The organism is Polynucleobacter sp. Adler-ghost, assembly GCF_018688495.1.
Classification (GTDB): domain Bacteria; phylum Pseudomonadota; class Gammaproteobacteria; order Burkholderiales; family Burkholderiaceae; genus Polynucleobacter.
In genome coordinates this window covers 929980-945137 of sequence record NZ_CP061320.1, presented here as the reverse complement: position 1 = coordinate 945137, position 15158 = coordinate 929980, and the positions used below count along the sequence as shown (strand labels likewise).

Here is a 15158-nt window from a genome sequence, read left to right as displayed (position 1 = left end):
TTATTTACAAGTCGCGCAGATGACGGCGCAATATCTTGCCCACATTAGACTTGGGCATTTCAGTAATAAAAGCAATCTTTCTGGGACGTTTGTAACTTGTCATTTGCTCTTTGCAATACTGAATGACTTGAGCCTCAGTTAGCTCAGGCTTGTCTTTAACAATATAGGCCTTGACGATCTCACCGAGCTTGCGGTGCGACAGTCCAATCACAGCACATTCCCTGACACCGGGAATTTGAGAAATCACTTCCTCAATTTCATTAGGAAATACTTTATAGCCAGCTACTACGATCATGTCCTTTTTACGATCGACAATCTGTACAAAGCCATCGGGATTCATGATGCCAATATCGCCAGACTTAAAATATCCCTCTGGCGTAATAGATTGCGCAGTCTCATCTGGTCTATTCCAGTAGCCCGCCATCACCTGTGGACCCTTGATGCAAATCTCTCCAGGCGAGCCAAATGGAACTTCTATGCCATCGTCACCTAGTATCAATACATCTGTACCAGGCACTGGCATGCCAATGGATCCAGTAAATTCTTTTACGAATGGCGTATTGACACACACCACCGGTGAAGTTTCTGATAGCCCATACCCTTGAGCAATCGGCACTCCCATCATTTTCTGCCAAAGCTCCGCCGTCTTTTTTTGAACTGCCATGCCACCGCCAATGGTGACCAAAAGATTGGGTAGGCGCACACGTTTAAATTCTGGACGATGTATCAAGGCATGAAAAAGCGTATTAACGCCTGGAAAAATATTGATATCCGGGTGCTTTATCAGCAGCTTAATAAAGCCAGTAATATCACGTGGATTGGCGACCAATAACAATTTGGCGCCTTTACGCATTCCAAGCAGACCGCAGGCAGTCAGTGCAAAGATATGGGTCATCGGCAAGGCACATAAAAAAACTAACTGTTGCTGCCGATTTTTTAAAGCAGGGTCGAGCCAAGATTCAATCTGAATTATATTGGCTAATATGTTGCGGTGTAATAAAACTGCGCCTTTAGAAACCCCTGTAGTTCCGCCCGTGTATTGTAAAAAAGCAATACCGTCCTGCCTTAGGTTTGGTTTAGTGAAGCCATGGCCAGCGCCAATTTTGAGAGCTTGATTCAATTTAACGCAAGGAAAGCTCCAATGCGGAATCAGCTTTTTAATATGGCGAGCAATCAAATTAATGATGACACCCTTCGGCCCTAGACTCTCTCCTGGGCTACTGACAATAACCTTCTTTATAAGTCCTAGATTGGCAATCTCCTGATATACGTGAGCAAAGTTTTCTAACATCACCAAGATGGATGCACCGCTATCTTGGAGTTGATGCTCCAGCTCGCGAGCGGTATAGAGCGGATTGATATTGACTACGACAAACCCTGCACGTAGAGTCCCTAGCATTGCAATTAAGTATTGCGGAACATTCGGGAACATGATGGCGATACGCGAGCCCGCTTCAAGACCTAAGGTTTGTAAATAAGCTGCAAAGTCCTTGGACAGAATATCGAGTTGACGATAGCTGATGGTGTACCCCATCGACTCCATTGCTATCCGATTGGGGTAATTTTTAAAAGAATCCTCTATCAAATCAGCGATCGATGAATAGCCCGCTAAATCGATCTCATGGGGAACGCCCTCGAGATAGTTTTTCAGCCAAGGTTTTTGAGTATTCATCTTCAAGATTAATTTGGTAATAGTGTTGGGCGCACCTTAAGCGCTCATCAGCTCTTTGAGCTTATCTAAATACAGCTCTTGACCATGATTGACGCGGTGAGTCCATTCGTTTCCAGAGTCAGCGTTGGCATCATCAGTCACGTATTTAAATGAATGCCATGGAATGTGAAATTGATGTGCGATATTAGCAATCGCAAACAACTCCATGTCCACCACATCTACACCCTGAGATGTTAGCCAAGGATCATGGGCAGTAACAAAACTATCGCCAGTACCACAAGTATGCTCACCGCCAAGAGACAGGTATTGGGATGGCTTGGGGCAAAACGGAGTTTGGCCTCGAGGCGCCAGAGGGTCTGTCATCATGTCGCGCTGTATTACTTTGCCGATTTCTAATAAACCCTGAAGAGCGGGGTTAATTTTTCCAACGGTACCAAAGTTCACAATCCTCTGAGGCTGATATTGATGAATAGCCTGAATACTTGCCGCGGTTGCATTGATTTTGCCAACCCCAGAATACACAATATCGATACCCGCCGGTAGTGCGCTTTTATCCAGCTCGGACTCTAATGCGGTAATAATGAGCAATTGTGTTTTCATATCAGCCAACAATGAATTTATTAGATTATCTACCTGGAGTCCCCGACTTTCCTAAGTCAGGCATCCTCTTTAGGGACATCTCCCCTTTATTAGCCGATCCGAGTGCATTTAAAGAGGCTACGATACAGCTAGAGGCACTTGCTCAGCAATTTGATTACAGCCATATTTTAGGCATTGAATCACGTGGCTTTATCTTTGGCACCGCCCTCGCCTACAAAGCCCATAAAGGCCTCGCTTTAGCCCTGAAACCCAATAAGCTGCCTTTAGCTAGCCATCGAGAATCCTATGGCTTGGAGTACGGCTCCGATTCCCTAGAAATTCAGGAGTCTACTATGCCAGCTGATTCACGAGTGCTGATTGTGGATGATGTACTGGCCACCGGCGGAACTATCATCGCAGCCAGTAAATTACTCAAAAAGGCCGGCTTTCAAGTTGCTGGTGCCATCACTTTTTTAGAAATTGCTGGTTTACGTGGAGGCGAAGTCCTGACCCAGAACGGAATAGCCAATAAGACAGTCTTTATTGCCTAAAGATAGTTTTACAAAAGGCTCTTAACACCCTTGAGAAGTTTGACAGTACCCCAGCCTACAGCAAGCACTTTGCTAGCTAACTTAGGCTGGTAGTGTGCCAATACGGCAAAAGCACTAGTCCACAAGATCGGTGTGCTCTTCATGAAATTAAAAGTATCTATGCCTTTGTCAGCCCAAGACAGTGGCTTTTCAAGAGGCTCAAAATGCAGAGCGAAGTCAGCACGCTCTTGGGCTGCTCGTTCTTGCAGCAGCCTTTGCCTTGCCTGAAGTTCTGACAGTTTTTGACTCATCGTTTTGCAAGTTCCTGGCGATCCTTAGCCAACTCTGTAATCGTTGCCTCAAATAATTTAGGCATGGTTTTGAGTGAGCGCAAGACTACCAGCGCCAAAATGATGCCCACTACCAAGAAGCCACTAGTTAGCAAGCTTAGCGCTAAGACCCGATCAGTCTCCCAGCTGTAAATCACAATAAGTAAAGCCAGCATTACTAATCCAAAGAACAAGAAAAACAATGTAAAGATCACCATAACCAAAAGACTCAAAAACTGAGAACGCGCAATCTGCACATCAGTAGAGATCAACTCTAGACGGGTCTGAGCAATGGATGCCCCTGTGGAGACAAGATTTTTTAGTGAAGAGAAAAGATTTTCTTGTGACATGAATTCCTAGCGACGACGAATAAATAGACCAACCAACAAGCCAATCCCAGCAGCAACACCTACCGCCTCCCAGGGATTTCTATGGACAAACTCATCAGTGCGCTCAGCGACAACTTTGGCCTTTTCAGTCACAGTGCCTTCAACAGAGGAAAGACTTTCTTTGGCGCTGTTGAGCGTCTCCATGGCCTTTGAACGGATTTCGCCAAGCGGCCCATCGTTATGACTTGCCGTTGCCTTAATGAGATCCTCAGCATCCGCCATAAGCGCCTTGAAATCACCAATTAAGTTTTCAGAATTGATTTGAAGATCTTCATGCACGGTTGTTGATTTTTTAGCAGTCATTGCCGCTCCTTGCTGATGTCATCGAATTTGATGTGGTAGTCCATTCTAAGCAATTCCGACTGAAATCACAGTATTAATACCGTCATCCCAGCGTTTCCCTCCTTGAAGTGCTTTAGATAAGCTTTTAATCCAGGCCTTCTTCTCAAAAGTGCATGGTAAGCCTCGCTACCAAATGCGGTTTGCTCACCGAAGTGATATTCATCAACACGGTCGGAGAAATAGTTATTTTCTAGAGCATCATGGACAGCCCATTTAATTTTGCCACCCTCACCACTGGCTCCATAGCCATGTATCAGTATCATTGCCTTGATGCCCACTTCTGAGGCTCGACGTAGCCCAATAGTTAAGCGGTCCAAAGCCTCCTCAGCACTTGGATTATCAAATTTTAAATTCAATACCATCGTGTCACTATGCGGTAAAGGAAGCTCCTGACTTCCGCATTGACGACATTCCCCAAGCATTCCTCGGGGATTGCCACATTCTGGACATTCAAATGAATGGGCCATTAAACGCCTTTACAGATGATTGGGCAATAACCTATTCAAACACTATTAAGAACAATACTTAGCCTCTAAAGCAGATGTTGAGTTGGCCTGATCATCAACCATTCGGTTCAGGGTTGTTTGCGCTGCATCTTTGTTCTCTTGGACTTTAAGATTTAAGTTAATCAAGCCTCCTACATCCTTACGAATAGAGGTATTGCCATAGCGCAAGCCCTTTAATGTAGAAACTGCTTCAGCAGAAATCTTGCATTGCTGGTTTAGCAGCTCCGAAGAATCCGATGAGGTATTTGCGTATGCCAACGCAGCTACAGAAATTGAGACAACGGCCAATAGAGTCTTCTTCATCTTATTTCCTTAATTTATGACCACATGTTGGACAACAACCTAAATCTTTTGCTTTTGTTTTTCTTAAGGCGGCATAGACGCTAGATTCTGAAATTTCCATCTTTCTAGCTGCCTGAGCTGCGGTCATTCCCTTCCCTATCCAATCTAAAGCTTGATGTGTTTTTGGTATCGCTCTTCTCATTTTGCCTCCTTTGGCAATACTATACTACAGAAGTTGTGAAGTTGTGAACTTTATTTATAATTTTGCTAGGATTGAAATAGCAGGTTTAATAGGGAAAGGGATGTTGAGATGCCTAGAAGAGCGATAGGACGACGACGGTGATAAAGTAAGGTGATTAAATGAATACAAACGCAAAACTCATGAAGCCATCCTTAGATTTATTGCAGGCATGCCAACAAATACAACAAAAACAGCTCAAAGTTGATGATTATTTGGCGCAATGTATAGCGCGAGCAGAACAAGTTGAGTCGGAATTAAAGGCGTTTACGGCAAGAGCATCATTACAAGAGCTGCAGCGCCAATCGGGAACGGGTCCATTAATGGGCATTCCGGTGGCTGTAAAAGACATCATTGCAACGAAGGATTTTGTTACAAGCAATGGCTCAGCGATATATAAGGATTTTGTCCCGAGTGAAGATGCTGAAATTGTCAAAAAAATCCGTAGTTTAGGTGGCGTTATCTTTGGCAAAAGCGTAACAACTGAATTTGCCTGGCGTCATGCCGGCGCCACAACCAATCCATGGAATAGCGCCCATACTCCCGGGGGCTCATCAAGCGGCTCGGCTGCCGCTGTAGCGTGCGGAATTGTGCCCTTAGGCTTGGGTTCCCAAACTGCTGGATCGATTATTAGGCCAGCATCATTTTGCGGTGTTGTTGGCTATAAAGCCAGCTTTGGAAGCGTTCCACGTAAAGGCGTCCACCCGGTTTCTGGCTCGCTAGACCATATCGGATTTTTTACAAGATCTGTGGCGGATGCGAGATTTGCATTTAACTTACTCCGCAATACCGTCATCGATGAGGAAGATGCAATTGTTTTAGAGGAGCTGACTCAGAAACCACTAAGTGAGACTCTAAAAAATCACAAGCCTCGAATTGGCATCCTAAAAACACCCTTTGATGAATTATTAAGCCAAGAGCAGATCAAAACAGTAAAGATAGCTGAATCATCACTTAATGCGTCTGGTGTCAGCACGGAAGAAATCACACTCCCACAAATTTACTGGGATGGGATAGAGGCTTTAGCAGTTTTAATGGCATGTGAAGCTGCGGTAGTTCATGAAAAGCACTTGGAGAAATTTCCAGATTTACTAAGCCTGGACATGAGAGAACTCATCGAGAAAGGAAATGCCTGTTCGGTCGGCAATTACATCAAGGCAAAAAATCTCCAGGCAAAATTACGTCTCTCTCTGGCTGAATATTTTCAAAGATTTGATGCGATATTGGCGGCTCCAGCAACAGGAGAAGCGCCTAAGGGTCTCAGTTTTACTGGAAATCCCATCTTTTGCTCTCTTTGGACCTTTATTGGTGCACCAGCAATTGCACTCCCTGTCACAAAATCAAGCAATGGGCTACCGCTAGGAATTCAACTTATTGGCAATTACAGAGAAGATGAAAAATTGCTCAACATCGCACAGTTTGCTGAAGAATGCATTAAGACGGCGGGTGGGCAGTCTTAGGGTTTTTGCCAATCGGAAATAAGGTTGGCAAATAATTTAGTCGCATCTTCAATCTTATCGACATAGCAAAATTCATCGGTCTGATGCGCCATCTCAGGTTGGCCCGGGCCTAGAATAACAGTGGGAGGGTTGCCGATCACGGATTTTAAAGCTGATGCATCCGTAAAATAAGATACCGTTTTCTCTATTGGCCGAATACCATTCAGTTTTGTGCAATGCTCAAATACTTTCTCCATCCACGGATCATTGGCTGGAGTAAAAACACCCTCAATATCAATAATGGTGTCAAGTTGCACTGTTGGGCCTAAGGCCTTGCATAAACAACCATAAATATGAGAATGGCTTTGCCCAGCTACCGTACGAATATCTAAGGTCATTTCTGCAGCATCTGGAACAGAGTTGATGTTCAATCCAGCTTTAGCAGTACCAATGTTCAATGTTCCCTGCCCCATCATTTCATGTGGGGGTGTATCAAAACTAAATTGCTCCAGTTTTAATGCTGCTTTAGCAAGCTTATAGAATGCGTTATCGCCTCTCTCGGGCATCGAGCCATGAGCAGTTACTCCCTCCGTTTTAGCTCTTAGCCAGTAGGCGCCCTTATGACCAAGCAGCGGCTCATTAGCGGTAGGCTCAGCAACAACAAAGCAACCGGCCGGGCCTAAGAAATCTACAATCTCTTTATTGGCAGCAAGATGAAATGCACCTTCACAGCCTGTTTCTTCACCTGCAGTAATGATCATAGTCACACCAGCACCCTGCTTAGCTTGATGTGCCATCTCTATACCCGCTACTACAAATGCAGAGATACCGCTTTTCATATCGCTTGAACCACGACCATAGAGCTTGCCATCATTAATCAGGCCAGCAAAGGGCTCAAACTTCCAAGGACGCGCACCTAAGGGCACAACATCAACGTGGCCTGTAAAGCAAATACTCGGTTTATCAGCGCTACAAGATCCAATTTTTGCAACTAAGCTTGTTCGTCTTGGGGCAAACTCAATCAGACGACACTCATAGCCCGCCGACTCTAAGAGAGTTTTCAAGTATTCGCAAATTTGATCTTCATTGCCAGGCGGGTTCACCGTATTAAAACGAATGAGCTCTTGAGTTAATGCGACGGGGTTTAGTTTAGCGTTCACAGTAAGTTATCCAAAATAGGCGGCTTGAACTTCCGCGTTATCGGCAAGTTCCTTTGCATTACCCTTGGCAACAACTTGACCTTTAGAGATTACATACCCTCGATGCGCAATTGCCAAAGTTTGGCGTACATTCTGCTCGACTAAGAGCACAGTAGTTCCCATCTGATTTATTTCTTTGATGATTTTGAAATTCTCTTTAACAAATAGCGGCGATAATCCCAATGAAGGTTCATCAAAAATCAGCAGATCAGGCGAACTCATTAAACTGCGGCTAATAGCCAGCATAGCCTGCTCACCACCTGACATTGTTCCAGCTACTTGCGAAGAGCGCTCAGCCAATCGAGGAAATAGCGTCTTCACATGTAAGCGACGTTCCTCGATTACATTCTTGTCTTTGACTAAATAAGCGCCAGCAGACAAGTTTTCATCAACCGTCATTCGAGGAAAAACACGGCGCCCCTCTGGAACGCAGGCAATGCCTTGCTCAATAATTTTGTGGGATGGTAAATGCGTGATGTCTTCACCCTTGAATAGAATTTGACCCCGATTTGCTGGCGTTAATCCTAAGATAGATCGAATTAAAGTTGATTTTCCTGCGCCATTTGCGCCCAAGATGCAGGTGATCTCGCCTTGTTTAACTTCGATTGATACATCCTCGAGAACATCAATACGATCGTAAGCCGTATAAATATTATGAATATTTAGCAAGTTCATGATCACTCTTGTCCTAAGTAGGCCACCTGAACCTCAGGATTATTAACAATCTCATCGTAGGTGCCCTCAGCAATTTTTTTACCGTAATTTAATACAATGCAACGCTCAGTCATGCGCTGAATTAAGCCCATTTCATGCTCAATTAAAATGATTGTGAATGGCTTTATTTTGCTACGAACCTGCAAAATATCATCCATCACCTCAACAGTTTCATCATGGGTCATTCCAGCAGAGGGCTCATCTAGCAACAAAAGATCTGGCTCGCTAATTAAGGCGCGACAAATCTCGATACGACGGCGGTCAATCATCGGTAGGCTGGCAACAGGCTCGAATATTTTTCCCGCTAATTTCGGATTAAAGGTTAGGAGTAGTTGATTTACCTGCTCCACCACATGGTCATACTCCTGTCTAAATTGCTTTCGCTTGAAGAGATTAAAAATTAATCCAGTATTTAGACGGCGATTATCACCAATCGCAATATTGTCAAAAACAGTGAGGGGCAAAGACAGTCTAGAGCGTTGAAAGGTTCTCGTAATTGCCTCACGATAGACTTCCTGAGCACTCGCATCAGTAAGATCACGCCCCCTGAACGTCACATTGCCAGCGGTTGCTCTATAAAGACCAGTGATCACATTAAAGAATGTAGTTTTACCGGAGCCATTTGGACCCAAAAGGCCGAGAACCTCGCCCTCATTTACATGCAAATTCAGAGAATCCAGCGCTGTAACACCACCAAAGCGCATGGTTAGATTGTGAGCCTCCAGAATTTTATTTTTAACTTGACTCATTTTTCACCCCCCGCTTTATTGCCAGGGAAATACTCTCGGATTCTTCGAGGTAATAGGCCATCAGGACGGAATAACAAAATTAAAATCACAACAATTGCGTACAGCAAAAAACGATATTCCTGAATAAACTGCAGCTTCTCTGGAAGGATAACCACAATAGCTGCAGCAGGAATGATGCCCCAAGGATTGCCAATTCCGCCCAAAATAACAATGGAGACCATTATCAACGAGTCGGCAAAAGTAAAATTATTGGGAGCTACATAAGCAGTCATCATTCCATATAGGGCACCAGCCATACCCGCTATCAAATTACCCAATGTGAATGCCACAATTTTCCAATGCGCAATCTTGACACCAAATGTGGAAGCGGCAATCTCATCAGTACGCACCATGTCCATACTTAATCCTATCCATGAGCGCTCTAAATTACGAGTAAGCTTGAAGCTTAAAATTAACAGGACTAAAGCAATTAATAAATAAGGGATATAGAAGGAAATCTCATATCCAGCGATCTCAACTCCATTCGAGAGATTCCAGCCAAATAAGTTCATGGCTGGAATCTTCATTCCTTGAGGGCCGCCTAAACTATCGTTTACCTCTAGAAAATTTCTAAATAAAATACCAAATGCAATGGTTACCAAAGCCGCATAGTGACCTCGGGTTCTCAAGACTGGATAAATGAGAATTGATCCAATCAAGGCAGATACGCATGCGGCCAGTACTAAGATCAAAATATGTGGAACGGCAGTATAGGTTGCTAAGATTGCCGCTGTGTAGCTCCCGATGCCAAAAAAAGCTGCTCCAGCAAAGTTAACTATTCCAACATACCCAAACTGAATATTTAAACCGAGACAAACTACAGAGTAAATAAGCACTGTAGCCAGCATTAGTAAAGCAAAGTGAGAGTTATGAAACACCACCATGGTAATGAGCACGCCAGCAACAGAAGCATATGCCGGGAACTGCGGATGTTCTCGCACGGCAGCAGCCAAGAGGTCCATCAGACCCATTTTTTTACCAACAACACTAACAGCAAAAGCCAAAAAGACTAGGCCGCCAACCTCAATCTGACTTTCTGATCCCAGCAATAAAATACTGTAGAGCAAGCTCAATATAAAAGTAGTAATTAGTAACTTCATTCTTACACTCGCTCGCTTGATTTTTCAGAAATCAAACCGGTTGGCTTTAATCCCATGATGATAATAATTACAGTAAATGCAAATACATCCTTATAGGCACTAGGAACATCAGGGAAAATCGCTGGTAGCAACACAGCGCCAATAGTCTGCAGTGCCGCAAAAAGAAAGCCACCCACAATTGCCCCGTAAAAATTTCCAAGGCCACCTACAACAGCTGCAGAAAAACCAATGACGCCTAGCAAAAGCCCCATGCTGAAGTTCACTTCGTTGTAATACAAGCCATTCATTAAGCCAGCCAGTGCCGCCAAGGCAGACCCAAGCATAAATGTGATTAAAACAATTTGACGAAAGTTAATACCCATGATTCGAGCCGTCTCGCTATCCTGTGCCACTGCTCTGATAGCCAACCCGATCTTACTGCGGGTAATCAACCTTTGAACAGCCACAATACAGATGATTCCCGTTAGCAACAAAATGAGGCTGTCTGAGCGCAAGGTAAACTCCCCAAGCGCGATCCCATCTGTTGGCAGAAGTCTTGGGAAAGGTTTTGGATTAGAGCCATTTGGGTAAAAAAGGCGCACTGCTTCGCGTAAGGCTAAGCCCAACATCAACGTGACGAGCAATGTATTAATGGGGGGAGCCTTTTGCAAAGGCAGAATTAAGTAACGCGCAATCAGAGCACCCAAGAATGCTGCCACCGAGACACTAATTAAGACAAGTATTAATAGTTGCAGCCATGGGGAGTCAAAGGTACCCGCTATGCCAATATAAGCAGTGAGTCCAGCAAAAGCACCCACCATCAAAATATCGCCGTGCGAAAACTTAATTACATCCAAAACACCGAAGTAGAGAGTAAAACCCACTGCAACAATCGCATAAATGACGCCTAACATTAAGCCGTTAAGCAGATACTGCAAAAATATATCAAACGACATGCACTTTTACCCTCTTTACTTCGGTTACAAAACAGTAAATATAAGCTTATTGCCCTAACTTACGCTGCTTCTTGGCATACAAGCTATCTTCCCAAACAACCCACTTACCATCTTGTGCAACGTACTTAGAAATTAATGGGACGATGTTCTGGCGGCGATCATCAAAACTAACCTTGCCGATAATCGTATCAACGTTATTTGTCTTGTTAAGAACATCCATTACCTTCTTCCGATTTGGGCCAGCTTTTTCAATGGCATCCATAATCAAGTTAGCAGCTGTATATGCAAAAGGGCCATAAGCTTCAGGCGCGTCTGGATATTTCTGTTGGTTGTACTTGGCTGTAAATTCCAAGCCGCCTGGCAGCTTCTCCCAAGGAGCGCCCTCGATGAAAGAAAGTGAGCCCTCTGACAATTTGCCTAAACCTTCAATATAGGCATCAGACTTAATTCCAGATGTTCCTTCGAATACAGCCTTGATGCCCAGGCGATCCATTTGTGTACGAATACGAATACCGATTGGAGTTAGGCCGCCAAAATAAACAACCTCAGGTTTCAAGTCTTTAATCTTCGTCAACTCAGCAGTAAAGTCTTGTTGATCAGCGGTAACGCCGAAAGTACCCAAAATTTGCCCACCATTTTTGGTTAAATATTGAGTGAAGTATTTGTTATGGCCCTTACCGTAATCTGTAGTGTCATGAATAATGACCCACTTTTTATAACCCAGGCCTGTAAGAAATTTAGCCGCGACCTCATTCTGATTAATCATGGTGCCATTGACACGATGAATCTCTTTATAGTCGTTGCCATACGTAATCTCTGGCAATACTGCTCCCCAGACCATTACTGGCAGGCCAAATTTATGATAAACATCCACAGTGCTCATTGCGACTGCTGAGCAATAGTGAGTTACGCCAGCAATGATTGAGTTATCAGCAGCAATCTTTGTAGCAACTTGAACGCCAACGTTTGGCTTGCATTCATCATCTGCAGATACAAGTTCATACTTATATTTAGCGTTGGGATCCTGGTTACGGAGGCGAACCGCAAGATCAGCCGAGTTTCGACCGCCAATGCCATTAGCAGATACGCCGCCAGTCAAAGGCCCAATGTAGGCTATCTTTACAGTGTCTTTAGCTGAAGCGCTTAAGGAAAGGCTGGAACAAAAAGCGAGAACTAAAGCTGAAACAATGGATTTCATAACTAATCTCCTAGGAATTTTTTATAACAATCTACGAATCAGTGTATCAATATTTTGTTTTATAAATATTGATCTGAATCACCCCTTTCTTATGCTCGTTAACCCTAGATAATTATCCCTATGGCTCATAAACAAACAAGTGTGATTTCTTAAAGTATATGGGGTTGATCAATCACTCTGCACCCCATCACTATCTATAGTGGTGCAGAAAGAACTGTATTTGTACACATTGCACCAAATTTGAGGGCCAATGATGTTCTCAAGAATCTACGAGCTCAGAGTTCTCGGGTAATTGGCGGTGTTATAAATGAACCATGGCCAGATATCAATCTGGGGTGGTGAAAGAACTGAATTCAGGAGGAGTGTCATGTCTTTATATTTCGAGAAGCGTAGAGGGTTACTTGTATTACTAACTGCCATAGCCTGCTCAACGATAGGAGTAGCGAACGCCCAAACGAACGTCAGTTGGCCTGATAAGCCCATCAAGATCATTGTGGGTTACTCCGCTGGAGGGGCTACAGATATATTGGCACGTTTAGTTGCAGTAAAAATGGGTACTACATTGGGTCAGTCTGTGATTGTGGAAAACAAGCCTGGCGCCAATAGCAATGTAGGCGCAGAAATCGTTGCACGGTCACCAGCTGACGGTTATACCCTTTACGCCTTTTCAATTGCCAACACCATCAATATGTCGCTATATCCAAAACTAGGATACGACGCACTCAAAGATTTAGATCCGATTGGCATGATTGCCAAGATCCCCAATATTTTGGTGGTTAACCCAAACCTTCCAATTAAAACAGTCGCAGAATATGTGCGTTATGCCAAGGAATCAAAAGATGGTGTCACTTTTGCATCTTCTGGTAGCGGCTCATCGATTCATCTCTCCGGTGAAATGTTTAAGATGCAATCCAAAATCCAAATGCTGCATATACCGTATAAGGGTAGCGCTCCTGCTGTCACAGACTTACTTGGGGGTCAGGTAGACTCTATGTTTGATAACGCCCCTTCTGCAATGCCTCATATTCAAAGTGGCAAGCTGCGTCCAGTTGGCATTACCAGCGCACAACGATCCCCATTGCTGCCCGAAGTTCCTACACTTGCTGAATCTGGCTACCCCAATTTTGACGTGCAGTCATGGTTTGCCTTGGCTGCCCCTGCAGGAACTCCGAAGCCGATCATTGAAAAGCTCAATGCTGCACTGAATAAGGCCCTCACAGCACCAGATGTCCGCCAACGCCTTCAAGAATTGGGGGCTACACCTGAACCAGGCTCCCCAGAGAAAATGCGTGACTTTGCAACAGCCGAAGTAAAACGCTGGCGTGAAGTAGTGAAAGCATCTGGCGCAAAAGCCGAATAAAACACACCAGAAAGAAGGAAGTCCCAGCATGTTTCCAATCGACTTCTTTTGGCGAGCATCTTTGCGCTGGCCAAATCGTATAGCCATTGATACGCCTACCGGCCCGATTAGCTATGAAGAATTGGCATCCAAAGTGAATGCGCTTGCTAGTGCTCTTGTGGAATTAGATCCCAAGCTTCAAAGTCGCGTCGCAATTTGCTCCGGTAATAGCGCGGATCACATCATCGCCTTACTGGCGGTGCTTGCCTCAGGCAAAGTATGGGTTCCGCTCAACCCTAAAAGTACCCGACCTGAAATACGACGCATTATCGACATCACAGAACCGAGCCTAGTCATTCATGATCAAGCCTTAGGTGAATTATTAACCGATGCCCCAGGTATTTTTATTCTTACCGGCATGGATGATGGGCAGACATCAAACAAAACGATGGGTGGCTTGATCCAACTGCATGATAGCGCCCCGCTACCATCTTTTGATTTACCTTTAGATGCAACCCAAGCGATCAAATTTACTGGTGGTACTACGGGCGCTCCAAAAGGAGTGATGCAACCCTATCGCGCCTGGCTGGCTAATATAACCAACCAGATTCAGTCGTGGGGCTTTGATGAACATGATCGCTATATTGTCGCTGCGCCCATTACTCATGGCACATCAACTTATATTTTGCCCATCCTAGCGCAAGGCGGATGCCATGTGATCCTAGATGGGGCTGGTGCTGAAGTTGTTCGCACAGCCTTTAGAGAGCGTGGTGGCACTGCCTCCTTTATGCCACCAACAATGCTGTACATGTTGATGGCATTACCCAATGCCTCGCGCAAGGATTTTCCCAAGCTACGCAGACTGATATATGGTGGCGCACCAATGCCCGCTGAAAAAGTGCGTATTGTCCGTGAATTTTTTGGTCCCGTACTTTGCACTACTTATGGTCAAACTGAGGCCCCTCAAATATTAACCATTATGAAACCAGAGGATTTTGAAGATCCTCAAAATTGGGCTGCAGTTGGTTGCGCTACCTGGTTTAGTGATGTCGCAATCATGGCGCCTGATGGAAGTTTCTTACCAACAGGCGAAATTGGTGAGGTAGTGGTACGCGGTGATCTTCTCATGACAGGCTACTGGCGTATGCCAGAAAAAACTGCGGAAACAATCATTAATGGCTGGTTGCACACTGGAGATCGCGGTTTGATTGATCAGCGTGGCTACCTCTATCTAAAAGACCGCCTCAAGGATATCGTGATTACTGGAGGATTTAATGTGTATCCAGTAGATGTTGAAAATGCTTTAACTCAACACCCCTCCGTTCACGAATGTCTGGTCTTTGGCGTTCCAGATGATAAGTGGGGAGAAAGCGTGCAAGCAGCAGTACAACTTCGCCCCGGCCAACAGGTTGATGAGGCAGCCCTCATTTCTTTTGTGCGCGAACTCTTGGGGCCGGTTCAGACACCAAAACGTATCCACTTTTATGAGAGTTTGCCTCGCTCTAATGTAGGTAAGTTACTCAAGAGCGCCGTCCTTCAAGATATTCTTCATTCCTCAACAAATTCTTAATCAAGTAAT

The 15158-nt window shown here is 44.6% G+C and carries 18 protein-coding genes; 4 read left to right on the top strand and 14 right to left on the bottom strand.

Going from position 1 to position 15158, the window contains the following annotated elements:
* Positions 1-4: 4 nt before the first annotated feature.
* Entirely contained in the window at positions 5-1672 is a 1668-nt protein-coding gene (locus ICV89_RS04985) for an AMP-binding protein (protein WP_215310171.1), read from the bottom strand.
* Between the two features lie 36 nt (positions 1673-1708).
* The gene (locus ICV89_RS04980; RefSeq protein ID WP_215310170.1) at positions 1709-2272 is read right to left on the bottom strand and encodes a 5'-methylthioadenosine nucleosidase; all 564 of its coding nucleotides are present in this window, start codon (positions 2270-2272) and stop codon (positions 1709-1711) included.
* An 11-nt stretch (positions 2273-2283) separates the two neighbouring features.
* Between ICV89_RS04980 and ICV89_RS04975 the strand changes: the two genes are divergently transcribed.
* Complete coding sequence (locus tag ICV89_RS04975) at positions 2284-2802, top strand: adenine phosphoribosyltransferase (RefSeq protein WP_215310169.1); 519 nt, start codon at positions 2284-2286, stop codon at positions 2800-2802.
* Between the two features lie 8 nt (positions 2803-2810).
* Here ICV89_RS04975 and ICV89_RS04970 read toward each other — a convergent pair whose 3' ends face one another.
* From ICV89_RS04970 to ICV89_RS04945, 6 genes are all read right to left on the bottom strand, one after another.
* The gene (locus ICV89_RS04970) at positions 2811-3092 is read right to left on the bottom strand and encodes a YqjK-like family protein (protein WP_215310168.1); all 282 of its coding nucleotides are present in this window, start codon (positions 3090-3092) and stop codon (positions 2811-2813) included.
* Complete coding sequence (locus ICV89_RS04965) at positions 3089-3460, bottom strand: phage holin family protein (RefSeq protein ID WP_215310167.1); 372 nt, start codon at positions 3458-3460, stop codon at positions 3089-3091. Before ICV89_RS04965 ends, ICV89_RS04970 begins: the two co-directional genes overlap by 4 nt.
* Positions 3461-3466: 6 nt before the next feature.
* Positions 3467-3802, bottom strand: coding sequence for a YqjD family protein (locus ICV89_RS04960; protein ID WP_215310166.1), 336 nt, complete (start codon positions 3800-3802; stop codon positions 3467-3469).
* A gap of 65 nt (positions 3803-3867) precedes the next feature.
* Positions 3868-4308: a Smr/MutS family protein gene (locus ICV89_RS04955; protein WP_215310165.1), complete on the bottom strand. Its 441-nt coding sequence runs from the start codon at positions 4306-4308 to the stop codon at positions 3868-3870.
* 45 nt (positions 4309-4353) lie between these two features.
* A complete protein-coding gene (locus tag ICV89_RS04950; protein WP_215310164.1) occupies positions 4354-4650 on the bottom strand; it encodes a hypothetical protein in 297 nt (98 codons plus the stop codon).
* A 1-nt stretch (position 4651) separates the two neighbouring features.
* Positions 4652-4831 (bottom strand): hypothetical protein, encoded by a 180-nt coding sequence (locus ICV89_RS04945; protein ID WP_046330120.1) that lies wholly within the window; start codon positions 4829-4831, stop codon positions 4652-4654.
* A gap of 158 nt (positions 4832-4989) precedes the next feature.
* Here ICV89_RS04945 and ICV89_RS04940 point away from each other — a divergent pair, with 158 nt between their 5' ends.
* Positions 4990-6327 (top strand): amidase, encoded by a 1338-nt coding sequence (locus ICV89_RS04940; protein ID WP_251370919.1) that lies wholly within the window; start codon positions 4990-4992, stop codon positions 6325-6327.
* Here the strand turns inward: ICV89_RS04940 and ICV89_RS04935 are convergent.
* From ICV89_RS04935 to ICV89_RS04910, 6 genes are read right to left on the bottom strand one after another with little or no spacing between them, the layout of a single operon-like run.
* Entirely contained in the window at positions 6324-7466 is a 1143-nt protein-coding gene (locus tag ICV89_RS04935; protein WP_215310163.1) for a M20 family metallopeptidase, read from the bottom strand. The two genes, ICV89_RS04940 and ICV89_RS04935, sit on opposite strands and share 4 nt — an antisense overlap.
* A gap of 6 nt (positions 7467-7472) precedes the next feature.
* Complete coding sequence (locus ICV89_RS04930) at positions 7473-8180, bottom strand: ABC transporter ATP-binding protein (protein ID WP_215310162.1); 708 nt, start codon at positions 8178-8180, stop codon at positions 7473-7475.
* A gap of 2 nt (positions 8181-8182) precedes the next feature.
* Complete coding sequence (locus tag ICV89_RS04925) at positions 8183-8968, bottom strand: ABC transporter ATP-binding protein (protein WP_215310161.1); 786 nt, start codon at positions 8966-8968, stop codon at positions 8183-8185.
* Positions 8965-10107, bottom strand: coding sequence for a branched-chain amino acid ABC transporter permease (locus ICV89_RS04920; protein WP_215310160.1), 1143 nt, complete (start codon positions 10105-10107; stop codon positions 8965-8967). Before ICV89_RS04920 ends, ICV89_RS04925 begins: the two co-directional genes overlap by 4 nt.
* A 2-nt stretch (positions 10108-10109) precedes the next feature.
* Positions 10110-11042 (bottom strand): branched-chain amino acid ABC transporter permease, encoded by a 933-nt coding sequence (locus tag ICV89_RS04915; protein ID WP_215310159.1) that lies wholly within the window; start codon positions 11040-11042, stop codon positions 10110-10112.
* Positions 11043-11088: 46 nt separating this feature from the next.
* A complete protein-coding gene (locus ICV89_RS04910; RefSeq protein ID WP_215310158.1) occupies positions 11089-12240 on the bottom strand; it encodes a branched-chain amino acid ABC transporter substrate-binding protein in 1152 nt (383 codons plus the stop codon).
* A 367-nt stretch (positions 12241-12607) separates the two neighbouring features.
* Here ICV89_RS04910 and ICV89_RS04905 point away from each other — a divergent pair, with 367 nt between their 5' ends.
* Positions 12608-13600, top strand: a complete 993-nt coding sequence (locus tag ICV89_RS04905) for a tripartite tricarboxylate transporter substrate binding protein (protein WP_215310157.1) — start codon at positions 12608-12610, stop codon at positions 13598-13600.
* A 28-nt stretch (positions 13601-13628) separates the two neighbouring features.
* On the top strand, positions 13629-15149 hold the full coding sequence (locus ICV89_RS04900; protein WP_215310156.1) for a class I adenylate-forming enzyme family protein: 1521 nt from the start codon (positions 13629-13631) through the stop codon (positions 15147-15149).
* Positions 15150-15158: the final 9 nt, after the last annotated feature.